The sequence below is a fragment of the Flavobacterium sp. genome (assembly GCF_044339515.1).
Taxonomy (GTDB): domain Bacteria; phylum Bacteroidota; class Bacteroidia; order Flavobacteriales; family Flavobacteriaceae; genus Flavobacterium.
The window spans coordinates 37,448-60,449 of record NZ_JBIIVK010000016.1 but is presented as its reverse complement, the minus strand read 5'-3'; the positions used below and the strand labels follow the sequence as shown (position 1 = coordinate 60,449).

26 protein-coding genes are annotated in these 23,002 nt (G+C 31.8%); 9 read left to right on the top strand and 17 right to left on the bottom strand.

Annotated elements, in window-relative coordinates; all coding sequences use genetic code 11:
- The first annotated feature begins 226 nt into the window (after positions 1–226).
- From ACIQ0M_RS06405 to ACIQ0M_RS06395, 3 genes are read left to right on the top strand one after another with little or no spacing between them, the layout of a single operon-like run.
- Complete coding sequence (locus ACIQ0M_RS06405; protein ID WP_396150888.1) at positions 227–640, top strand: nucleoside 2-deoxyribosyltransferase; 414 nt, start codon at positions 227–229, stop codon at positions 638–640.
- Complete coding sequence (locus ACIQ0M_RS06400; protein WP_396150882.1) at positions 641–2,047, top strand: restriction endonuclease subunit S; 1,407 nt, start codon at positions 641–643, stop codon at positions 2,045–2,047. It abuts the gene before it with no gap.
- A 3-nt stretch (positions 2,048–2,050) separates the two neighbouring features.
- Positions 2,051–3,025, top strand: coding sequence for a restriction endonuclease (locus tag ACIQ0M_RS06395; protein WP_396150880.1), 975 nt, complete (start codon positions 2,051–2,053; stop codon positions 3,023–3,025).
- A 279-nt stretch (positions 3,026–3,304) separates the two neighbouring features.
- On the opposite strand, the gene ACIQ0M_RS06390 is transcribed toward ACIQ0M_RS06395, so the two are convergent.
- The 8 genes from ACIQ0M_RS06390 to ACIQ0M_RS06355 all read right to left on the bottom strand — a co-directional run bounded on the left by ACIQ0M_RS06390 (position 3,305) and on the right by ACIQ0M_RS06355 (position 8,005).
- Entirely contained in the window at positions 3,305–3,994 is a 690-nt protein-coding gene (locus ACIQ0M_RS06390) for an SEC-C metal-binding domain-containing protein (protein ID WP_396150878.1), read from the bottom strand.
- Between the two features lie 3 nt (positions 3,995–3,997).
- Positions 3,998–4,939, bottom strand: a complete 942-nt coding sequence (locus ACIQ0M_RS06385; RefSeq protein WP_396150876.1) for a cyclic GMP-AMP synthase DncV-like nucleotidyltransferase — start codon at positions 4,937–4,939, stop codon at positions 3,998–4,000.
- A 4-nt stretch (positions 4,940–4,943) separates the two neighbouring features.
- The gene (locus tag ACIQ0M_RS06380; protein ID WP_396150874.1) at positions 4,944–5,954 is read right to left on the bottom strand and encodes a CBASS cGAMP-activated phospholipase; all 1,011 of its coding nucleotides are present in this window, start codon (positions 5,952–5,954) and stop codon (positions 4,944–4,946) included.
- Positions 5,955–6,012: 58 nt separating this feature from the next.
- The gene (locus ACIQ0M_RS06375; RefSeq protein ID WP_396150872.1) at positions 6,013–6,174 is read right to left on the bottom strand and encodes a hypothetical protein; all 162 of its coding nucleotides are present in this window, start codon (positions 6,172–6,174) and stop codon (positions 6,013–6,015) included.
- Between the two features lie 70 nt (positions 6,175–6,244).
- Positions 6,245–6,442, bottom strand: coding sequence for a hypothetical protein (locus tag ACIQ0M_RS06370; RefSeq protein ID WP_396150890.1), 198 nt, complete (start codon positions 6,440–6,442; stop codon positions 6,245–6,247).
- 147 nt (positions 6,443–6,589) lie between these two features.
- Complete coding sequence (locus tag ACIQ0M_RS06365; protein WP_396150870.1) at positions 6,590–6,769, bottom strand: hypothetical protein; 180 nt, start codon at positions 6,767–6,769, stop codon at positions 6,590–6,592.
- A gap of 94 nt (positions 6,770–6,863) precedes the next feature.
- On the bottom strand, positions 6,864–7,211 hold the full coding sequence (locus ACIQ0M_RS06360; protein ID WP_396150868.1) for a hypothetical protein: 348 nt from the start codon (positions 7,209–7,211) through the stop codon (positions 6,864–6,866).
- Positions 7,208–8,005, bottom strand: coding sequence for a type II toxin-antitoxin system antitoxin SocA domain-containing protein (locus ACIQ0M_RS06355; protein WP_396150866.1), 798 nt, complete (start codon positions 8,003–8,005; stop codon positions 7,208–7,210). The genes ACIQ0M_RS06360 and ACIQ0M_RS06355 overlap by 4 nt, the downstream gene beginning before the upstream one ends.
- Before the next feature lie 1,637 nt (positions 8,006–9,642).
- Here ACIQ0M_RS06355 and ACIQ0M_RS06350 point away from each other — a divergent pair.
- The 3 genes from ACIQ0M_RS06350 to ACIQ0M_RS06340 are packed head-to-tail and all read left to right on the top strand — an operon-like array spanning position 9,643 to position 11,632.
- Positions 9,643–10,065, top strand: coding sequence for a DUF6943 family protein (locus ACIQ0M_RS06350; protein WP_396150864.1), 423 nt, complete (start codon positions 9,643–9,645; stop codon positions 10,063–10,065).
- 45 nt (positions 10,066–10,110) lie between these two features.
- Positions 10,111–10,614 (top strand): hypothetical protein, encoded by a 504-nt coding sequence (locus tag ACIQ0M_RS06345; protein WP_396150862.1) that lies wholly within the window; start codon positions 10,111–10,113, stop codon positions 10,612–10,614.
- Between the two features lies 1 nt (position 10,615).
- Positions 10,616–11,632 carry a DUF2971 domain-containing protein gene (locus ACIQ0M_RS06340; protein ID WP_396150860.1) on the top strand — a complete coding sequence of 339 codons (1,017 nt, stop codon included), beginning with the start codon at positions 10,616–10,618 and terminating at the stop codon, positions 11,630–11,632.
- Positions 11,633–11,863: 231 nt separating this feature from the next.
- On the opposite strand, the gene ACIQ0M_RS06335 is transcribed toward ACIQ0M_RS06340, so the two are convergent.
- From ACIQ0M_RS06335 to ACIQ0M_RS06315, 5 genes are all read right to left on the bottom strand, one after another.
- Positions 11,864–12,079: a hypothetical protein gene (locus ACIQ0M_RS06335; RefSeq protein ID WP_396150858.1), complete on the bottom strand. Its 216-nt coding sequence runs from the start codon at positions 12,077–12,079 to the stop codon at positions 11,864–11,866.
- Between the two features lie 9 nt (positions 12,080–12,088).
- Positions 12,089–12,484 carry a DUF5675 family protein gene (locus ACIQ0M_RS06330; RefSeq protein WP_396150857.1) on the bottom strand — a complete coding sequence of 132 codons (396 nt, stop codon included), beginning with the start codon at positions 12,482–12,484 and terminating at the stop codon, positions 12,089–12,091.
- Positions 12,485–12,487: 3 nt separating this feature from the next.
- Positions 12,488–13,243, bottom strand: coding sequence for a hypothetical protein (locus ACIQ0M_RS06325; RefSeq protein WP_396150855.1), 756 nt, complete (start codon positions 13,241–13,243; stop codon positions 12,488–12,490).
- Between the two features lie 1,382 nt (positions 13,244–14,625).
- Positions 14,626–15,561, bottom strand: a complete 936-nt coding sequence (locus ACIQ0M_RS06320) for a TerC family protein (protein WP_396150853.1) — start codon at positions 15,559–15,561, stop codon at positions 14,626–14,628.
- A 40-nt stretch (positions 15,562–15,601) separates the two neighbouring features.
- On the bottom strand, positions 15,602–16,300 hold the full coding sequence (locus ACIQ0M_RS06315; protein ID WP_396150851.1) for a DUF4294 domain-containing protein: 699 nt from the start codon (positions 16,298–16,300) through the stop codon (positions 15,602–15,604).
- Positions 16,301–16,386: 86 nt separating this feature from the next.
- On the opposite strand from ACIQ0M_RS06315, the gene ACIQ0M_RS06310 reads away from it, so the two are divergent.
- Both ACIQ0M_RS06310 and ACIQ0M_RS06305 read left to right on the top strand, forming a co-directional pair.
- Positions 16,387–17,475: a M42 family metallopeptidase gene (locus tag ACIQ0M_RS06310; protein ID WP_396150849.1), complete on the top strand. Its 1,089-nt coding sequence runs from the start codon at positions 16,387–16,389 to the stop codon at positions 17,473–17,475.
- Between the two features lie 85 nt (positions 17,476–17,560).
- Positions 17,561–18,757 carry an LETM1-related biofilm-associated protein gene (locus ACIQ0M_RS06305; RefSeq protein ID WP_396150847.1) on the top strand — a complete coding sequence of 399 codons (1,197 nt, stop codon included), beginning with the start codon at positions 17,561–17,563 and terminating at the stop codon, positions 18,755–18,757.
- Positions 18,758–18,783: 26 nt separating this feature from the next.
- On the opposite strand, the gene can is transcribed toward ACIQ0M_RS06305, so the two are convergent.
- From can to ACIQ0M_RS06285, 4 genes are all read right to left on the bottom strand, one after another.
- Positions 18,784–19,419, bottom strand: coding sequence for a carbonate dehydratase (gene can, locus ACIQ0M_RS06300; protein WP_396150845.1), 636 nt, complete (start codon positions 19,417–19,419; stop codon positions 18,784–18,786).
- A 29-nt stretch (positions 19,420–19,448) separates the two neighbouring features.
- Positions 19,449–21,047: a SulP family inorganic anion transporter gene (locus ACIQ0M_RS06295; protein ID WP_396150843.1), complete on the bottom strand. Its 1,599-nt coding sequence runs from the start codon at positions 21,045–21,047 to the stop codon at positions 19,449–19,451.
- A 67-nt stretch (positions 21,048–21,114) separates the two neighbouring features.
- Positions 21,115–21,405: a hypothetical protein gene (locus ACIQ0M_RS06290; RefSeq protein WP_396150841.1), complete on the bottom strand. Its 291-nt coding sequence runs from the start codon at positions 21,403–21,405 to the stop codon at positions 21,115–21,117.
- A 66-nt stretch (positions 21,406–21,471) separates the two neighbouring features.
- Positions 21,472–21,951, bottom strand: coding sequence for a Dps family protein (locus ACIQ0M_RS06285; RefSeq protein ID WP_396150839.1), 480 nt, complete (start codon positions 21,949–21,951; stop codon positions 21,472–21,474).
- Positions 21,952–22,057: 106 nt separating this feature from the next.
- Between ACIQ0M_RS06285 and ACIQ0M_RS06280 the strand changes: the two genes are divergently transcribed.
- Positions 22,058–23,002, top strand: a complete 945-nt coding sequence (locus ACIQ0M_RS06280) for a LysR substrate-binding domain-containing protein (RefSeq protein WP_396150837.1) — start codon at positions 22,058–22,060, stop codon at positions 23,000–23,002.

The following is a 23,002-nucleotide window of genomic DNA, read 5'->3' as shown; positions in this document are numbered from 1 at the left end:
AAAAGTAATTTTAGGTGAAAAATCGGGGTGGTCAATTTGAACCGAAATTGGGTGGTCACTTTCAACCGAAATCAGGTGGTCACTTTAAATCGGAATTGGGTGGTCAATTTGACCGGAATTTGCAATAACCAATCAAATTTTTGAATTAAATGAAATTAAAGTAAAAAGTGTCATTAAGATATTTGATCAAGTACATGAAAAAAGAAAATATCAAGTGTTTGTTGCAATGCCATATTGGAGTCATCCAGAAGTAAACGAGTACAATAATCTTTTTAAAGAGATATGCATAGCAACATCAAAAAAACTTAATGTTGAGGTAGAACTTATACCTATAATGCGTTTTAGTGGCAAAAGTCAACGAATTGATGCTAGATTAATAGAAAAGATTAAAGAGTGCGATGTCTTTATTGCAGACATCACAGGTTGTAACCAAAATGTAATTTTTGAAGTTGGCTATGCAGAAGGACAAGATAAACCGATGATTCTAATAAAAGCAGAGCAAGATGAAACTATTGCACCTTTTGATATGGATAAACTACAATACATTCCATACGATAAAAACGTTTACTACAATGCAATTAAGGGTGTTATTACCAGAAACCTAACTGAATTATTGAAAAAGGAATTTAAAATCAATTAAATGAATTATATAGTTCCAGAAATAATAGATCTAAATAAAATTTTCCTTGTAAATAGAAAAGATACTGAAGGAAGATTAGATGCATATTTTTATAAATATGAATTTCAGATTTTAGATCAAAGGTTTAATAATTCTAAATATGATATTATTCCTTTTAGAGAAATCATTGTTTCTATCAATAATGGATTTGATTTTAGAGATTATAAAGATGAAGGAACTCCATATATAAAAGTAGCAAATGTAAAGCCCGGAGAGTTTGACTTTAATAAAATGCAATATATTGAATTTGACTCATCAAAAATTTCTAAAAATATTCAGTTAAAACAAGGAAATCTTTTACTAACTCGAAAAGGAACTTTTGGTAATGCTTTATCTTTGGATCAAGATTATGATTATATTATTAGTTCAGAAGTATTTTACATTGAATTAAATCAATCAAAAGTAAATTCTAAATATTTAGAAATATTTTTTAATTCAAATGCTGGTCAAAAACAATTTCTAAGACATTCGATAGGAGCAATTATGGGAAGCTTGTCTCAAGAAGCAGTAAAAAACCTTAAAATTCCATTACCTCCATTACCAATACAAAAAGAAATTGTTGCTATATACAACAAAGCCTATCAGAATAAAATACAAAAAGAACAAAAAGCAAAAAAACTTCTTGATAATATTGATATTTATTTATTAGAGGAATTAGGTATTGAATTACCACAAGAACTAATTAGTGTAGAGCAAAGAATCTTCACTACATCTTTATCAGAATTGACAGGCAGTCGTTTTGATCCAGATTATTTATCAAAAAAGAAATATTTATTAGGTAGAAATTCAAAATATGAGTTCACACATTTTAAAAATATCTTATTAAAATCTCCTCAATATGGTGCCAATGAAGAAGCAATTGAAGGCACAAAAAATCAAGGTGTAAGATATATTAGAATTACAGATATTGATGAGTTTGGTAATTTAAAAAATGATATTTGGAAAACAGCTAACACTATTAATGAAAACTATATTTTAGAATTTAATGATATTCTAATAGCAAGAACAGGAGCAACTGTTGGGAAAAGTTATATTTTTAAAGAAGAAAAATTAGAAGCGATCTTTGCAGGTTATATGATTCGTTTTGTTATTGATACTAACAAAGCTAATCCTGATTTTGTTTTCTACTATCTAAATTCTAAATTTTATAAATATTGGATATCTGCAATTCAAAGACCATCAGCCCAACCAAATATTAATTCACAAGAATACAAATCTTTACCATTTGTATTACCTCCTATTAACAAACAAAATGAGATTGCTTTAAATATTTTTAAAATTAGAGAAGAAGCTAAAAGGCTAAAACAAGAAGCAAATAAAATGTTAGAAAACGCTAAAGCAGAAGTAGAAAAAATAATATTGGGATAAACCATGAAAGTATACGTAGTAAGATCAGATTTCGGTAGATATACAAACGCATTTAAAGAAAACAATTATGTGGCAATTGGATGGTTTGACCAATTAATTGACAAATCGTTTTCAAGAGAAGATATAAAAGACTTATATAAAAAAGTTTTTTCTAAAGACGGTAATATGCGAGTAAGTCAAAATGCCGGCCAAGTATATCGATTTATTAATGACATAAAAATTGGCGATATAGTAATTACTCCATATTCCGATAATAGATTACTAGTAGGCAAAGTAACTTCAGATATATACCATGAAAAAGACACTACATCTCGCTATTATCAAAGAAAAAAAGTAGACTGGTTTCCACAAACATTAGACAGACAAATACTAAGTATTCCAATGCAAAACACATTGAGAAGTAGTTTAACGGTATTTAATTTGGCTAATGGTAATGAAATTCTAAAGCACTATAATTTAACCACCAGTACTAAGCAAAAGGAAATACAAGAGTTTAATATTCATGAAACTATAAAAAAGAAGTTTCTAGAACTAGATGGTTTTGAATTTGAAATATTTGTGAGCTATTTATTGCAAACAATTGGCTTTGAAAAAACAGATGAAAAACAAGGAGGCATCGGAGATGGAGGCATTGATTTTGAAGGTGTTTTAAGCATATATGGTATGGCAGCTATAAACTTGCAAGTGCAAGTAAAAAGGTACGAGTCAAATAGTATAAAATGGAAAGACATTGCTGCATTTCGTGGTGCAATGAAAAAAGATTACCAAGGTTGTTTCATTACTTTGAGTAAATTCGATAAAAAAGCTACAGAGAATGCTCAAGACATAGATAAAGTAGCAATAAACTTAATAGATGGTAATAAGCTAATCGATATTTTTATCAGTCAATACGATGAAATTATAACAGCAATGCGAGAAGATGATAATGATGAGTTAGCAGATAAATTAAAATTTAAAAAAGCTCTAGTACCTTATTGAGAATTTACAAGTTGATTTAATTTTTTAGTGTTAAATACAATTAGAAATTATAATTTATATTTAAAGTATGAATATAGAAAGTATCATTGCAATCCTAGCAAATATAGCAACCCTTTTAGTGGCTGCTAAAAATGATACACCTATATTTTCACTTTTTAAAAAAACCTTTTTTTAACTTTTTTGTCACACAGTTTTTTTGTGGGTCAAAAACTTCCCTTATGCAATAAGAGATAAAGCCTAATTAGGATTCAAACCTGTGACCTACATCAGTAAAAAAAACTATCTAATTATTAGTTGATTTCTCTGATAAACAGCAATTTTATATTCGTTAGTTTCTCTTAAGGCATTTAAAAACAGCTTAACATTATCCAAACTTAATTTTGATAAAACATCATAGCTCTTTTTATGACACTTTCTATATTTTTTACCACTTCCACAAAAACACATGGAAACCCTATCAATTTTTTTTCCTTCTATAATTTGATTTAACCCAAATTCAATATTAAAAATATTGTCAGTCATAAAGGATTCTTCAAAAAACTCTATCCAACCTTTATTTCCATGTGATCTTTCTTTTAAAAAATAGCCATTTTGATTTCTAAAAATTTGACCGTAAAAATAGTTTTTGACCTGATTGTCAATAAATGAAGTAAGCGTTATTCCATTGTTACAAATGATTATTTCTTCCGGTGGCGAAGCGATACAACAATTGCCGGTTTGTTCAAAAATATGCCAATCAATATTTCTTGGAATACGACCGCCAGTTTCAAATACTAATGGAAAACGATTTGGATAATCATCAACTGGCTTTATTTCAACTTGATACGAATCTTCAATACCTCCATACTCATTACTCAAAATTAAAGAACCAAAAATACAAGGAACTCCATCTTCAATTTTAAATGATAATTCCTTGTATTTCTCAACAACTTCTTTTGCCTCTTGTTCAAATACGAGATAACCATTCATTTCTTATTTTCCCCAAGGTCTAGATAATGCGGCTCCACTAGTAGTGGCAGCATTACTGTTAGATTGCTCATTTTTATCCTCACCATCTGGAAAACGAGTGCCCAAATGTTTTTGCCAAAATCTACTAGCTTTTAGTTGATTTGTTTCTTTTAAAGCTGCTTCAGCATCAGCAAGAAAATTATCTAAATTAGTTAGAAAATTATTTTTTCGAGTAGAATCATAATCCGCAAACAAATCATCCTTCGGTGTTACAGGTACTATACATTCAAATTTTAGAGCTAATGCCTTTTTAATTTCTCTTAAAATATCGGTCAACAAAATATCATCTCTATCATTAAGTACAATTTTATCTTTAGCTTTCATAGCTAAAATAGTCATTGCAAGTCCACTTGGCATTTTATTTCTTTTATAATCGCACCATGCCTTTAACTCCTTAATAGCTTTATTCATTTTTCCATTGGCATCCTTCTTATCGTTAAACCAATCAATCAGTGCTTTCGGGTCACTATCTTCCCAACCATTATTTTTAACGGCTAGCTTATACTCTTGAGCATCTATTTTATAATAAACAGGAATATCAATTTCGTAATCACCGGAAAAGATATTACGAATACATTTTTTTCTATGTTCCGGAGAAGTTGAGGTATAACCATTTACAGCATCCCATATCCAATTCTGTAATGTAGTAGCAGTAACGTCAGGAGTTCTGAAAAAATAAACCCCATCGTCCAAATCACAAATATCATCCTTAGTTCTAATACCAGTCTTCATTTTATAAGAGCCTTGTATATAAAACTTAGGTATGTATTCAGGATGATGTTCCTTAAAGTATTTTCTAATTCGCTCTCTCAAACCATCTTTAGAAGTGGTCATCTTTGTTTTCTTATTTGACGTCAGAGAAATTTCGGTATTATATTCTCCAAACAAGCTGTGACAATTTGCCATTTTTTTATATGTTTTTATAGTTCTTAATTGATTTAAAAAATGCTAAAATCTTTGGATTTGTTGCGTAGGTATTCCCAACTTGATTTCCTAAGGTTCGTATAGTGGATAAAGTCTTTTTATCTGCTCTATCCATAGTAATTACATTCATTTGAGAAGGTGACAACTTTGGTGATTCAATTCTAATGTAATCACCTTTAGGTTGTATTTTAGGGATAACTTTTTTTAAAAAATAATCCGTAAAATAAGACTGTCCATCCATAGCCGTTTCAAACAATTTTTTATTCCAACCAATGATTGATTTTGATTTATTGGAGGTTGACACCCATCCATTAGGTGTAGTAATACTCGAAATGGATAAAATACTAAAATCGTCATAATCTTTTCCTTCCCCTACATAATAATCAATAGCTTCTAATAAACCACAAAGCGAAGGATTATTAGCCCAAACCCCTCCATCAGTATATAAAAATTCATTGTGCTCATGAATAGGGTAGTAACTTGGTGCTGCAGAAGTGGCCAATGCTATATCTACAAATTTAATTGCATCGTCTACAAAATGTTCCGTTTGATTTCCGGATTTTTTAAAAACTTTAGGCTGACCACTAGTCAAATTAAAACTTGGTATACAAAGTAAATTATTGGCATCCTTCATGGTCTTTTCTTCAAATAAATCCTCCAAAATACTTTTCAATGGTTTTACAGAATGTTTATTGGAAAAGAAAATTTGTTTTATGGTTTTATATGAATTTTGGAAACTTCTCATAAAAGTATTGTTTGAGGTTGGAAATAGTACAGAACCTTTTGTTACATACAAATCAACCAAAGATTGAGCACTCATCCCATTAGCAAGTCCAATGGCAATTAATCCACCGGTTGAAGTACCGCATATCATATCAAAATGATCAGTAATTCTTTTTCCTGTTTTAGCCTCAAAAGAAGCTAAAATAGAAGCACTGTAAAGTCCTTTTATTCCACCACCATCAATAGACAGTATTTTAAACGTTTTCTTTTCCATATATGTTTTTAAAAAATTTTAAAAAGAGTTTTACTCATGTAAAACTCTTTTAATTCAATTACTTCAATGCTTTGGCAATCAAACCTATTGCTACAACTACAGTGATAGTTACAATAACAGCATTCACAAATTGAGCCGTTTCACCATAAACTGTAGTACAGGTATTTTTATAGCAAAGCGTAGCATGTTCCCTCGAAGGGTACTTAGTTAAACTTCTCATGTGTTTTAATTAGAGGTTAATAGAATTCAGACAACACCAAGCTGTGTCATATCAGCTACCTAAAAGAAAATCACTTCTCTTTTCTTACTCCTTTAAAAGGCGTTCCGTCTTGCTTAACATCCATAAAACGACCAGTACTCGTATCGCGTTTAACATACTGTTCAGTTTTTGAATTATAAGTCTGACTTCTTCCTTTCACGGCACCATTACGATGCCCATCTCCGGGTGTACCATTTTTTGCCATGGCTATCAAATATATTCCAATCAAACTATTTAAAACTGAGGCGTTTGATTAAAAACCCAAGGAATAATTAGGTAATAAATAGAATTCTATTACTTTTGCAGAAGAAATAAACATCCGTCCAAAGATTTAATTTCGTCTGACCGAAGCATTATTCCATAAGCTTCGGTTTTTTTAGGAATAGTTTTTCACTTCATCCATTTTTATTTTACCCAAGTAACCTAGTCTTATCAAGGCACTTTCACTTTTTGCATTTAGGTTGTCAATTGTATGTTGTTCTTCTACAGTAGGGTTATTAACTAAAAATGTATCAATTCCTTTTTGTGTATAATAAACCATGGTATTAGTCTTCATCAAATACTTTTTTATGCCATAAGTAAAGGATAACCCATTTATTAGATTGATAACACCAACATGTCCTACATTTACGCTCATTTTCATAATCAAATCATTTAAAATATTCTAAAATCCGTTCTCTATCTTCATTTTCTTTATCATTCTTATGATAAACTTCTACAAATACTATTCGGTTTTCTTTTTCAAAATAAGCATAAACCAAACGTAAGCCTGAATTAACTCCTTTTCCTTTAAGCGATTTACAAGCTATTTTTTTTACTTTTATAACACAACTTTCTATTCCTAAATTATCAATTCTATAACTAAAAGGAGGTCTATCTTCAGGAAGAAGTTCCAATACTTTCTTCACAGTTTCAAGGTCATCAACTAAGGTCTTATACTTCTTTAATAGAGATTTAAAATCCTTCTTAAAAGGAGCTATTTCTTCAAATTCAATCATAAGGCATCATCTTCTTCATAGTTCCTAACGGAGAACGGAGGCTCACGATAAAAGGCTAATTCATAATTGATTTCTTCACCATCTTTAGAAACCATCCAAGGAATATCCTTATGAGAATAATTACTTACTGCCAATGCTGACCAATCGCTCATTTGCTCAATCACTCTATCGATAACTTCTTTCTCACTTGCCTTAAATCCTGTTAAATCGGCTTTAACCAATGGAATGTATCGAGTTTGCAGATATCCATGATAATCCGTTCGTAAGCGTTGTATTTGTTCACTTTCTATCATATCATTAATAATGATATCCAGATTTTGAGGAACCGGTCCAAAAGGCAATTTACGATAAGAGGCACCTGTCAATTGCTCTTCATATAATTCATAATAATTAAAATCTGAAAAATACAATAGCTTATACAAAACAGTCTCTCCCACATTTGGTTTTCCGGCACAACGCTCTAAAATATAAAGCAAAATATTTTTCATTTTACTTACCTTTAAAGAAGGTACTGAAATCCTATCGGTAACACTTTTTTCTTTATTTTCTTCAGAAAAATCTAAAGTTTCTAATGAAAATTTTTCAGACATAAAATCATCAAGAGAAAAACCCAATACTTGTCCAAACTTTTGTAACTCCATAATATTCAAGCTTCTTTTACCTAATTCAATTTGTGTCAAAGAAGGTCTGGATATACCAACCATTTTCGCCAAGTCTTCTTGAGAGAATTGTTTTCTCCTTCTCAATTCAGCTATACGTTGACCTATTTGATCTTGTGAAATTTGAAATATCATAATTTTCAATTATAGATTAATTATGCAAATATACAAAATGTTTTAATATCAAACAAATTAATGTTAGAAAATAAAACAATTATTTATTTCCAATTGCCACTCCTTCCCAACGCTCCAAAAGTTTTTGTATGCCAGACGTTCTCCACTCCGGAACAAAATGGTAATAAGCAACAAAAACTTTTCCCAAAGCTTCTTTACATAATGTGGCATTATAGGGCTATAAAAAAAAATCTAATCACATTCAAAAGTGGTCATAGCCCTATAATAACATTATGTAAAAAAGCCGCTCACCCCACGCTCGAAAGCCCCGCTCCAGCCACACATTTTTTTCGCTTTCCTCTCACCACCCAGCTTCAAAAAACACGTGGCTTCGCGGGTCTTACTTTGTGTTTTCATAAGAACGTTTATCCTTCGCTAGAAAGCCATAATTCAAAGAACGTTACATCATTTGTCTTTATCAACTAACCGCTTAAATCGGTAGCATTTGCATTATATTTTGAAGTTGCTATCCATCTCCGATTAACTGAACACTTAATTCTGATTACTGAACACTTTCTGGCAACCTCAAAATATAAATTCACCCGCAAGAGTATAGTTTTTATTTGCTCAAAGAAGTAGTGGTTATTGCTTTTTGGTTTGCCGATGCCCCGCTGCTTTCAACTACTTTTTTTCTTTAAAGCCCTAAAATTTTAAACTTTATCTGGGCATCAGCACCCCATAAAAGCAATCAGAAGATATACTGCTCAGCAAATAAAAACTATACACTTGCTCTTCCTCCGAATTTAAATTCTTCTTTACACTTTAAAAAAGCGGTAGTATTTGCATTGTTTTTTGAAGGTGCTACTCTTCTCCGAATGAAACATTTGCTTATTTCTATTTTCAATTCACTTACAAGCACCCTCAAAAATCAAACAGTGCAGCAAGAGTTTCCAATTTTGGTTCCGGATAAAAAGCGTTATTATTGATTTTGTTTTTTCATCCAGCACCAAAATTTGAAACCCTTGCACAACGAACCCAACTCCGAACGAGAGTCAACCGGTCGCCGCAAAAATTTTATCCTAAACACTTTAAAAAAAGCGGTAGTATTTGCATTGTTTTTTGAAGGTGCCACACATCTCCGAATCAACTGCCAACTACTTTGTGCAAACTGAACACTTACAAGCACCCTCAAAAATCAAACAGTGCAGCAAGAGTTTCAAATTTCGGTTCTGGATGAAAAGCGTTGCTATTGTTATTGGATTTTTCATCCAGCCCCAAAATTGGAAACCCTTGCACAACGAACCCAACTCCGAAACAACAAAATCCTCGTTCCAAAGCAAAAGTGTGCTTGAGATTCAAAAAATAAAAAATAAAAAAAAGGTAGCAAAGTTAAGTTCCGGGTTTACAAAAAAGCAAGTTCAAGCCCTCCGGGTTTTTTAAAAAATCTCCACCACCCATACATTTTCATCAGAATATATCTACTCAACCACAAATCCCGACTTCCAAAGGACGAATCTGGGTGGTAGTATTTTTTAAAAAAAACTTGCTTTTTTGAAACCCTCCACTTGGCGTCAGTGCTTTCTTTTTTTTCTTTTTTTTCTTTTGAAAAAATTTTATGGAAAAGTGTGTCTAGTCAGTAATTCTTTAAACGCCACGTTATGATAAATTTTAAATTGAAACACCACCGAACAGGGGAAACCTATTCAAACCCTCATTTTTTCATCCTGAGCAAAGGAATGAACACAGGGAAACCTTTGAATGAACCATGCCCGAATTGCTTTGTAATTACCCTCTATTGCTCCGAAGATTGCGAACACATGAAAGCCATAATTTCCTCACTTTGGAGGATAAAATTTTGGCATCAATTTCTAATCGGTTCTGTTATTCCGTATATCCGAATCCACGATTTTTGTAAAAACTTGATGTTAAAATCAAATGAAATGATGCAAGATTTTGAGCAGCACAAAAAAGACGTCGCAACACTCAAACTTTTGGAGCAAAAAGAAAAGCAATTTCATGAAAATTTAAATTTGATTAATGATTTAAGGAGAGTAATTTTATTTCGATATGTTAATAAGTAGCTTTTATTAACAACATTTAGTAGCTTTGTAGAAACAACTAATTTTATGCAAAATAGCATATTTATAACATACAACCCGGATTCAATAAACGAAAAAAATATTGCTATCGACCTTTTCAGAAAAGGTCGGCAAAATGGTTATTTTATTTATTTACCCGAAAGAAATTATTTTAATAGACTTACCCCTCAAACCAAAGCAAATATTGATTCTTCAAATTGGTTTGTCATTTTTTCAACCTCCAATTTATCTAAAACAGTTAGAGAAGAAATAGAATACGCATTAAAATCAAAAAAAGATAATCAGGTCATTGTAATATATTCAAACCATAACGGTAAAAATATTGATTTTCAAGGTAAAAATCCCATTGAAATGTATATTGATGATTATAATTTAAATAGTCTGGAAAAATTTAAAGTTGATTTGTTTGAAAGAATCTCTCCTAAAAAGAAGATACAAAATAAGGAGGGACTAAGCGGTTTAGAAATTTTATTAGGCGTTGGTGCTGCTATACTATTATTGGGTGCCATAACAAGCGAGAAAGAGAAGTAAAATGGCAGAGGATTTAAACAGAAAAAGCCCAGTCTTTGAAGCTCTTAAATTAAGTTTAGAGAAAGATCTTAAAATTTCATTAGACACCAATTCGCTTCAAAAATCTTCAAGTAGAAATAAAACTCTTTATCATTATACAAATCTAGCCGGCTTGAAAGCAATAGTTGAAAATCAATGTTTTTTTTCAAGTAACTCTGCTTATTTAAATGATAAAAAGGAATACTATTATGGTATAGATTTATTCAAAAAATGCATTGAAGAAAAGAAAGATAAAACTAATAATCCAGATGGCTTAATTATAATCAATTCCATTCAAAAAGAACTAGATGATAAATTAATATCAAATCACTATGTTACTTGTTTTTCATTAGATGGGGATCTATTAAGTCAGTGGAGAGCGTATGCTGATGACGGAAAGGGTATTGCAATAGGTCTTGATTTAAAAAAATTAATTGAAACTTTTCAACCTAAAGCTAACGGAATCTACATCGAATACAGTCTTGAAAAGCAAAAAGAAATTGTAGAAAGAATAATCAATACCTGTTATGATTTCTATTTATCTCAATTACAAGTTCTTAAAACTCTAAATGAACCAGACCTTAATAAAATAATTGCTCAAGAAATTAATGAAATTATTGATAAATTTGTTGGTCAGTTTAAACATAATTCGTTCAGCGAAGAAAAGGAATTTAGATTTGATTTGTCAATCGATAAAGATTACAATGAATCCGAAGATATAATATCATACAGAACCAGTAAAAACAACTTATTGGTCCCTTACCTTGAACTTAAAACAAACTACAAACTTGAGAAAGAGTTTAGAGAAAAAAACAAGATAGCACTTGATGACTTAGAAAAAAATAAAAAATTTAAAATAAAGCAGCTACCAATAACTGAGATTATCATTGGTCCTTCTCTAAATTTTGAACTAAATAAGCACTCAATAAAAGATTTCTTGAAAAAAAATGAATATCTTGACGTTAAAATCTCTCCATCTGATGTCCCCTACAGAATATAAAAAAAGCCAGGTCTCACGACTTGGCTTTCAATTTGTTTAACCCAAAGGTCACCACAACTAGGGTTAAACTATTTTTTGTGCTTCTTATTTAGGCTTTTAAGCAATAACGAAATCGTAAAACTCACAACCGCTCCGATAATAGCTAGAATTACAGTTTTTACGATATCATGAGAGGAAAGATTAGGTACAATACTTAAAAACGTGCCTCCAGCAGTCCCCATCAAGGTGGGATTATTTGCTGTCATTGGTAGTAGTAAGCTGACTTGCAGCTGACAAAACGCCTCCGGCTACTGCAACATAACCTCCAATGGTAGTTACAATAACAGGTAGAGCTATTGGAGCAGCTAAAACTGTTCCGCCAACGGCAGCTAATGCTAACCCAACAGTTCGAAGCACTTTGAAAAATTTTGGTGTGGGAGCTTTTGCTCTATTAATGATTTTTTTCATAATCTATTATTAAGATTGGATAATTAATTCAACACTTTCTTTACTGTCCAAAGCTTTGTAAACAAAGTCTTTAAGCTTAGTAAAAGCTTTTCTCGACATCAAACCTAAACCCGGTCCGGAAAGTTTCGTAACAGGAGCAATACAACCTTGCAATTCCTTTTGAGCATTATTGGCAGGATGAAAAAGAATAAACTTTCTATTCAGCACATCCATCACTTCCAAATGCCACTTATATTTTGCACTATATCGCTTTCTAATAAAATATTTCCCTTCCGGAATGCAGGAAACCTTCGTTTCGTTAATCTTCCATGGCAATTCAATTGTCATGCAAATCAATTTGCCTTCGCATTCGAGTTTACCATTCGTTCCTTCAGGGAAATAAGTTCTTGACAGTAATAAAACCATCTTCTACAAGCCACTAACTTGAACCAAGGAAAGCGGATTGAATGCACCATTCTTCAATGGATACATCTGTCCATTAACTTCCTGATAGAACTCTACACCAAGAGCTAAAAACAAGGGTTTAGTACTGTTAGGAGTAACAGCATTCACTTGGTTAATAGCGACCGTTGGAAGAGCATTCCATGGCAAAATAGCGGTTTCAGAATTCTCAACAACAAACGTTTCAGCTTCAAAATCAACTTCTGCTCCAGCAGAAATGATTTTAAAATGTGTGGTTCCGGTTGGTGCTGCAATCATGTTTGACGGCACAAAGGGTGCTAAAGAAACGGAAATCTCGCCTGTTACACGGTTAATAGTTCCAACAAAGGGAGCAAACAAGCTAGTTCCAAGCTTACCACGAATGTTAAACTCAAAACCGCTAAGCAATTCTGCTTCACCATCAATCACATTACGCAAACCTCTTTCATTCACAGCATCAGCCTGAATCACCCTCACCATTTGTTGGGTCAATCTACTTACCATTCTGCTGTCGGCAGAATTTAAAAGCAGAGCTCTCAAAGCTGTTCTGAGAATCTTTCCGGCCTTACCTGCTCGTCCAAATTCCGCACCATTCTCACGAGTTCTCTGAAACGCAGGATCACTTGAGATTCTACTGGCATCAATTCCGCCTTTTTCTCTGGCTAAGTGTCCATCCTGTGTTTTGTAAAAAGTAATATCTCCGATAGTACCTTTTAATTTAATTATGCCTCTCTGTCTAGCCATAACTTCAAAATTTAATTCAACATTTGGTTTGCTTTCACAAACCTCTCACGACTCCATCATTATAAATTTTGTTGCAACACTTTCAAATGATCATAGCAAAGATTACATCACATTACACAAAGGAAAAAATTTGAAGTGTACCAAATGTCCAAAATCGACACAAGTGTCTTAAATGAACATAAATAGCCAATAAATAAGTATGAAATATTATAACTAAATTGCAAAAAATTTTCTGCTAGTCAGAAGTAAGTCAAAGCCCAATCAAAGGCATGGATAAAGTATGAAATTGAATAATCAGAGGGTTTGCATCTATCCAAAAGACATACAACGAATAACCGGCAAGAGTTATCGTCAAAGTACTAGATTAATGCAAAAGATAAAAAAAGACCTCGACAAGCTCGAAAATGAGTTCTTAACAATTGAAGAGTTCTGTACATATAGTGGCATAAAATATGAACAAGTAACTCATTTGATTTTTGGTTAAAATTGAAAAATACTTCAGACAGATTTTAATCAAGATGTAGACAATCAAATACTTTAATAACTTGTTCAATTTTTAGTAATGTTTGTAGAATTTTAATTTGCTATATCGTTGCAAATGAGTATATTTACAACTCACAAATGAAATGAATTATTTACGATTCAAAAGGGGGTAAAATCGGTTACCCAAATAAAAATTCAATTGTAACAAGCTGTTATAGAATACGTTGAAATAGGTAGTCAAATCCCTCTTTCTCCGCAAAAGCCTTGTAATCTTTTGATTTACAAGGCTTTTTCTATTATAACAACTTTAGAAGAATATTAAAACCTATGTTTGGTTTACTTTTTTCCTAAATTTTTTTTAACAGAATGATATTCATCATTGAAAAAAAGATAATCTTAACATTCTGTTAATTAACGTATTTCATCGAAAATTGAACATTTTACTAGGTCACACTTTTGGTTTTGTTTACCTTTGAAACTAAGTTACCTTTATAGGGTTAAGAATAAATTTGGGAGGAAGCTCCTCTTTTTTGAGGAGCTTTTTTTATGTTTTCAACTATTATTCATACCTTTGAATTTCCAAAAGCAAAATTCCACAATTTTAAATTTATTCTAATGTTCCAAAATTTATTTTTGGGGTAACATTTTGTATATTATAATTCCAAAAACCAAAAACCACTACACGAAAAAGACTTTTGATTTCAAAAGTCTTTTTTTATTGCTTCAATTTTTACCAAAAAAAAAGGTGAAATTACTTTCACCCTTTTTGCCCCAAATTTATCCATAAACTTAACCTACTTAACTTATGGTGATTCAAAAGTAGAATAGTAATACAGTTAAAAAAAATATTTCTGTTGATAGGAATATAAAATCGATAAAAGGTTATTTTTCAACCATTTCTAGTCTTTACTACGAAGGGAAACCACAATTCCAATCCCTAATGCTAGTGCAATAAATCCCAATGAAACCCATTCCGGAAACTTATAATAGTGAACCAATAGCATTTTTATACCCACAAAAGATAGAATTGCTATCAAGCTGTATTCCAAGTGTGCAAATTTATTGAGCATGTGTGATAAAAAGAAATACATCGATCGCAACCCCAAAATAGCAAATATATTAGAACTAAATACTAAAAACGGATCGGGTGTGATGGCTAAAATTGCCGGCACACTGTCCAGTGCAAATAATACATCCATGAGTTCAATAACAATCAAAGCTACAAATAAGGGCGTGGCAGCTGTAATATGTTTCCTTTTTACGAAAAAATGCTCTTTTTCCATATGCATGGTGATAGGCATTACTTTCCTCAAGTTACGATAAACAAATGACTTTTTGGGATTAAATTGTTCTTCGTCTTTTTTAAATAGCATTTTTCCGGCGGTAAATAATAAAAATAATCCGAAAATATAGGTCATCCAACTGAACTTGTTAATCAGAATTACACCAAAAAAAATCATCAAACCTCTAAATACAATCGCACCAAGAATACCCCAAAAAAGAACCCTGTGCTGGTATTTCTGCGGAATTTTGAAAGAAGAAAAAACAACCGCAATCACAAATATGTTATCAACACTCAAGGACAACTCAATAAGATATCCGGTAATGAATTTCATGGAGGCAATGGCAGGTTCATAACTTTCAGGATTTGCAATGTATCCTTTTTGGTATAACCAGTAGATAACTCCGGAAAAAATAAACGAAAGTGTAACCCAAATTCCTGTCCAAATTCCAGCTTCTTTCGAGCTGATTATGTGTGGTGTTTTATTAAAAACACCTAAATCTAAAGCTAAAAAGACCAAAATTGCAGCAATAAATAGTATCCAAACAGTCATAGTTTTTTTTGTAAAAGTAGGTTAGAATCTAATTGAAAAATTAATTTTCTGCCTGTTTGTCTTTTGCTTTTTGAACTTTATCTTTCCAAGTTGCAGAAAGTTCTGCATAATCAATAAATTTTGCCGGTGGTTGTCTTTGTAATCTTCCTTCATTGAAAGCCTTTATCAAAATACTTTCAATAAGAAAATCTTCGGTAACAGCAAATGGATCATATTCTTCTTTCAAGTCAATGTCAAATACTTTGGCAGTGTTGCTCGCCCAAAAGGCCTTCCACCCACTTTTTAAATCTTTTACAAGGGTGTAGGTCGTTTTTCCCGTTTGTCGATGAATTAATTTTACTAAAATTTGGCCTTGCTTACGCGATAACTTTTTAAGCTGTTCTTCAAATTCGTTCTCAAGATAATTTTCGACAATTTTAAAATATTTCTTTTTTTCTCTTTCTGTTTTAAACTTACCCATGTTTTGATTTAGCCTAGTTAAGTTATCCGCCGCTAATTTTGCATAGGGATAAACTTTAAGCACTCGTTGTTGAAGCAAAAGAAATTTTTTGCGGTCTTCGTCTTCTTTACTTGATTTCTTTCCGGTTACAACAACTTCCTCTAAATCCAAAGAAGTTCTTAAAATTGAATCATTTCCAATTAAATAATAGATTACAGTAGAATCTTTCTTGGTTTCTTCTTGTGCGAAAGTTACATTTGTAATAAGCAAGAATACAAAAAACAGTAAATTAGGTTTCATTTTTCTCATAAATAAAAATCAAAAGTAAAGATTTATACTATAACTGTGTTATCTTATTTATATTTTAGCAAAAAAATACAAATTCTATGTCAGCAAAAACCATACTAAAAAAATCATCGCTCGTATTTTTAGAAAATTATTTAAACAATGCTTCTCCAACCGGCTATGAATCTGAAGGTCAAAAACTTTGGATGGACTATATAAAACCGTATGTAGATACTTTTATAACAGACACTTACGGTACGGCTGTGGGTGTCATCAATCCAGATGCTCCCTACAAAGTTGTGATTGAGGGTCATTCGGATGAAATTTCGTGGTATGTAAATTATATTACCGATAACGGATTGATTTATGTTATCCGAAATGGAGGTTCAGATCATCAAATTGCACCTTCGAAAAGAGTAAATATCCACACAAAAAAAGGAATCGTAAAAGGTGTATTTGGCTGGCCGGCTATTCATACCCGAAACCGTGGCAAAGAAGAAACGGCTCGTATTGATAATTTATTCATTGATTTAGGCTGTTCCACGAAAGAGGAAGTTGAAAAAATGGGGGTTCATGTGGGTTGTGTTATTACATATCCGGATGAATTTATGGTATTGAACCAAAATAAGTTTGTTTGCCGTGCCATCGATAACCGAATGGGAGGATTTATGATTGCAGAAGTAGCGAGACTTTTACATGAAAATAAAAAGAAATTACCTTTTGGATTATACATTACCAATTCTGTTCAGGAAGAGGTTGGTTTGCGTGGTGCAGAAATGATTACCAAAACCATCAAACCAAACGTTGCAATTGTAACCGATGTATGTCACGACACCACCACACCAATGATTGACAAAAAAATTGAAGGTGAAACTCAAATCGGAAAAGGTCCGGTAATTACTTATGCTCCTGCCGTTCAAAATAACTTGCGAGAATTAATCATTAACACGGCAGAAGAAAAGAAAATTCCCTTTCAGCGATTGGCTTCGTCACGAATTACAGGAACAGACACAGATGCTTTTGCCTACAGTAACGGTGGAGTTGCTTCGGCTTTAATTTCATTGCCACTAAGATACATGCACACCACAGTAGAAATGGTTCATCGGGAGGATGTGGAAAATGTCATTAAATTAATCTATGAAACCTTACTGAAAATTGAGAACAATGAAACGTTCTCTTACTTCAAATAAAAATAACCAAAATTTAAAATTCCCGATACTGTTTTTTCGGGAATTTTTGTTTTAAAAATGATAGCTTTGTATAAAAATTAAAACAATGATTAATCCTTCTGCACAAGGTTGGGTGGATAAATTTTTCAGCAAATCCCATTTGTTGAATACAACCAATTTGTACAGCAACAAAGATTTTTATTGCAAGACCAGAGAAACGGGCTTTATCTATGGTCATGTGGTCTCTATTAACACACGAGAGCCTTTATTGATGAATGGTTGGACTTCTGAAGAAGTATCTAAAGTAGCCTTGGTGAACACCTTGTTTGGTATTTATCAATTAATTGAAAAAAATCCCGAAAAATCAAAGTTTATTGATTTGGCTTTTGATTTTTATAACCTCATGCACCCAAAAGGATTTTCTTTTTTTAAAAAAATTTTACCTTCTGAAAGTAAAGCGATACAACTAGAAAAAATCATTGATTCCAGGGTTCAAACAAATGATAACATTGTGAGCAAAAATTTTTCGCACATTGTTACGAATGCCCTTTTATTTATTGACGTTTTAGCCTTCTATAATTTTTTGACAAAGGGCGAACTAACCAAAGATTATGTTCAAAAATTAGAAGAAATTATAGTGGGTGTTGTAACGCTTTCATTAACAATAAAATCAAATAAATCGCATTATGATGATTTGTTAATTAAATTATTTGAAACCTCTGTTCGTTACACTAAATTTTCAGGGTTTAAGATTAGTGATTTGAATGCTCTAAATTTTAGTTTTCTTGAAAACGATTTAGAAAAATTTTACCTCATGGATTTAGCAGGAATGGCGATTTGGAGTGATGAAAAAATGGAAAAAAATGAAGTTGCTTTTTTATATGATTTAGGTTCTATTTTAAAATTAGAGCATTTTTATATTATAGAAAGTTTAACTGTGATTGATGAGTTTATTAAAAAATACCGAAACGATATTCCCTATTTCAACTATTCTAATCCCATCAAGCATTTTTATGATCAAACTACCCAAAGTGTAGTAATGTTGATTACACGAAACAAAAAAAGATTACTGAAGGAATTAACAGAAAGCAAAGATTTAGTAAAACTACTTGCGGCTTCAACCACCAGAGAACTGGATACTAATGAAAAGAAAAGAATGAAAAAGCAACTGTTGGATGTTTGTAAAACAATACCATCGTTAACCATTTTTTTACTACCCGGTGGAAGTTTACTTTTGCCAATTTTGATAAAATTCATCCCTCAAATGCTCCCTTCGGCATTTAATGAAAATTTAGACCAATAAAAAAGCCATCCGAGGATGGCTTACTTTTAGAATTTTAACTGATAGACTTCGTCTAACTCATCGTTATTTTTGAAGTTTACACCTAAATCGGTTACATAACCGGAGTTTAAACCATAAACCCACCCGTGAATTGTTAACTCTTGACCTGATTTCCATGCCGATTGAACGATAGAGGTTTTAGCTAAATCGTATACTTGCTCCTTTACATTTAATTCTACAAATCTATTGAAACGATTATCTTCATTTTCAATAGCATCTAACTCAGATTGATGAAAACGATAGACATCTTTAATGTGTCTGATCCAATTATCAATTACACCGATAGAACTATTTCCCATGGCCGCTTTAACACCACCGCATCCATAATGTCCGCAAACGATAACATGTTTCACTTTAAGAGCATTCACTGCATAATCCAATACACTCAACATGTTCATATCGCTATGAATCACCATATTGGCAATATTTCTATGAACAAAAACTTCACCAGGAGCTGCACCAATGATTTCATTTGCCGGAACACGGCTATCGGAACATCCAATCCATAATAAGGGTGGACTTTGTCCTTTTGATAATCCTTCAAAAAAGTTTGGATCTAATTTTAGTTTATTTTCAACCCATTGTTTATTGTTTTCTAGTATTTTTTTATAAAATTCACTCATTTTTATTTATTTTTTTATTTGTTAGATTATTACTCTTTTTTTAAAGAAACGTGTTGACCCTCCTCCGTATAATCCAAATTATAAGCCTTTTTAAAACCAACCAATTTAACTTCAATTTCATCATCAACGGCTCTTATTCTTTTAAATTCTTCAATCAAATCCAATACATCATGTGCAATGTAGACAGTATCGGAGGCATCTATCACTACTTTAGATTTTTCAGGTATATTATTCAACGTATTTTTTATGGCGGCTTTGTTTAAAAAAGAAACTTCTTGTGCAAGATCAATATGTATTACATCTCCATCATGATAAGCTTCTTTTTTAAATGAATATGCTCTTTTAAAATTTCCAATTAAAACAAAAATGATACTAAGAACCATCCCTATTCCAACTCCCCATAACAAATCTAAAAAAACTACCGCTAAAACTGTTGCTATAAATGGTATGTATTGGTATTTTCCTTTTTCTATAAAGTGCTTAAAATGAGAAGGTTTAGCTAATCTGTAGCCGATTAAAAGTAAAATTGCTGCCAGTGTAGCGAGAGGAATTTTATTTAATAAATGAGCGATTGTTAATACACTTATCAATAATAATGTACCGTGAATTATAGTAGAGGATTTAGTTCTGGCACCTGCATTGGCATTTGCTGATGATCTAACTACTACAGAAGTCATTGGTAAACCACCAATTAAACCGCTTAATAAATTGCCAATACCTTGTGCTTTTAATTCAACATTAGTATCAGTATATCTTTTGTAAGGGTCCATTCGATCAGATGCCTCAATGCAAAGTAACGTTTCAATTGAGGCGACAACGGCAATCGTCGCACCTGTTATCCAAACATTACTATTGCTAATAACTTCCAATGAAATATCAGGCAACACAAACATAGCTTTAAATTCCTCCAAAGAAGAAGGTGTAGGCAGTGAAACTAAATGATCCTTTGAAACTTGAAGAGTACTTCCTGTTCTAATAAAAATTTCGTTGATGATTATTCCTGAAAATACTGCGATTAACGCCGCCGGAACTAATTTTAAATTTTTTAAAAATGGAACTTTATCCCATAAAATTAAAATGGCTAATGCAACTAATGTGATGATAATTGAACCATAATTGATGTAATTAAACGCATCCACAATTGTTTCAAACATGTTGGACCCACTTTTTTCAAAAAATGAAGTATCTCCTTCTGCCACTTTATCATAACCAACTGCGTGTGGAATTTGTTTAAGAAAAATAATTATACCAATGCCGGCAAGCATACCTTCGATTACATTGGTTGGAAAGTAATTAGAAATACTTCCTGCTTTTAAAAACCCTAAAAAAAGCTGTAAAAGTCCTGCTATAATTACAGCTGTTAAGAAAACTTCATAAGCTCCCAAATCAGTGATTGCGGTTAATACAATTGCGGTTAAACCGGCAGCAGGTCCTGTAACACTAATGTGTGACTTACTTAAAAATCCGACGATAATTCCTCCGATTACACCCGAAATAATTCCGGAAAAAAGTGGAGCACCGGATGCCAAAGCAATTCCTAAACACAATGGAAGTGCTACTAAAAATACAACTAAACCAGACGCAAAATCAGACTTTAGATGACCTAAAAGATTATTTTTTTTTGTCATTGACCTTAAAATATAATGAATGGAAACAAATAGTTTTTTTCTCCGCGAGTTAGCGGATAACAATTCATTATAATAATTCAGGAGGAGGAGAGAAGATTTCTTCAAAAACTGAATCGAACTGAATGTGATTTTCTAAAACAATTTTTCTCTTAAAAGGTAGTTCAAAGCAAATTAGAAAAACTTGTTTACTTGTCTTTAAAGCTTCTTTAATATTATAAGTTTTCTGTGCTTCTTCTTCTTCAGACATGTTGTAAACCATTGATATATCTGTTTCATTATTATCAATCAAACCTAGAATAGTTGGTAAAGATAAAAATGAAACAAATAGAAAAATCATTATGTAAACCGCTGTCTTCATTGTGACAAATATACCTTTTAACAAATTCAATTGTTAAAAAAAACTTATAATTTAAAAAAAATTTAACTAAATTTCTTCTTCCAACCATGCCTTCATCATCCAAATCGTCTTTTCTTGTTCCTTAATAAAATCACTCATCATCGAGTTGGTTCCTTCATCTAAGGCTTCATCCGACTGTTTTAAGATAACTCTTTCGATTTTTAATAACTGCGTTAATGAGTTGACAATTAAGTTAACTGCTTCCTCATCATTGGAAATATCTTTTCCAACAAATAATTTATTGTTTTTGATATAATCTTCAAAAGTGTGCAATGGTCTTCCTCCTAATGTTAATATACGCTCAGCTATCATATCAATTTTCAATTGGCTGTCGTTATACAACTCTTCAAATTTTACATGTAAGTCAAAAAACCGTTTTCCTCGAATGTTCCAATGTAATCCACGTAAGTTTTGATAATAAACTTGAAAATTGGCAAGTAAAATATTTAATTCTGCTGCTAAAACTTCCGTTTTCTTTAAATCTAACCCTAAACTATTCGTTTTCATTGTGTTATATTGTTGATTAATATATCATAAATATACAAAAAAATCACGATTAATGGTATAACTAAAATTGATAGTTTTTATCTTTGCATCAAAATTTACTATAAAGATGACAATTACACAACTTCAATATGTTTTAGCTGTTGCAGAACATAAAAATTTCACGCTGGCCGCAGAAAAATGCTTTGTTACCCAACCAACGTTGAGCATGCAAATTCAAAAAATTGAGGAAGAACTTGGCATTCAAATATTTGACAGAACAAAAAAACCGATTCAATTGACAGAAATCGGTTTAAAAATCGTTAACCAATCCAAAAACATCGTTAACGAAGCCAATCGCATTCAGGACATTGTAGATCAGCAAAAAGGCTTTATTGGTGGCGAATTCAGGTTGGGGATTATTCCAACCGTTATGCCCACTCTATTACCAATGTTTTTGAATAATTTCATCAAAAAATACCCGAAAGTTAACTTAATTATTGAGGAATTAAACACTGATGAAATCATTGTGAAGTTAAAAAACGGTCATTTGGATGCCGCCATTGCTGCCACACCATTAGAAGAAGAAAAAATAAAAGAGATCGTCTTATTCTACGAACCGTTTGTAGCTTATATTCCGGAAGGTCATTCAGTGTTTGATAAAAAAGAAATAGAAGTTTCCGATTTGAATTTAGATGAAATTCTGTTACTGCAAGACGGTCATTGTTTTCGAGATGGTATTTTAAACTTATGCAAAAACAATCCAGGAAACTCTGACAAATTTAATTTTCACATAGAAAGTGGTAGCTTTGAAACCTTAATAAAATTGGCCGATGAAGGATTAGGAACTACACTTCTGCCCTATTTACATACATTGGATTTAAAAGAAAAAGACAAATCCAAACTTCGCCAATTTAAAGACCCGAAACCGGCGAGAGAAGTGAGCTTAATTTATCCTAAAAACGAATTAAAAATTCACATTATTGATGCCTTACGCAATGTAATTAGCGGCGTAGTTCGGGGAGCGATTGCTTTTCAGGATATACAAATAATTAGTCCGATTCAAAAGAAATAA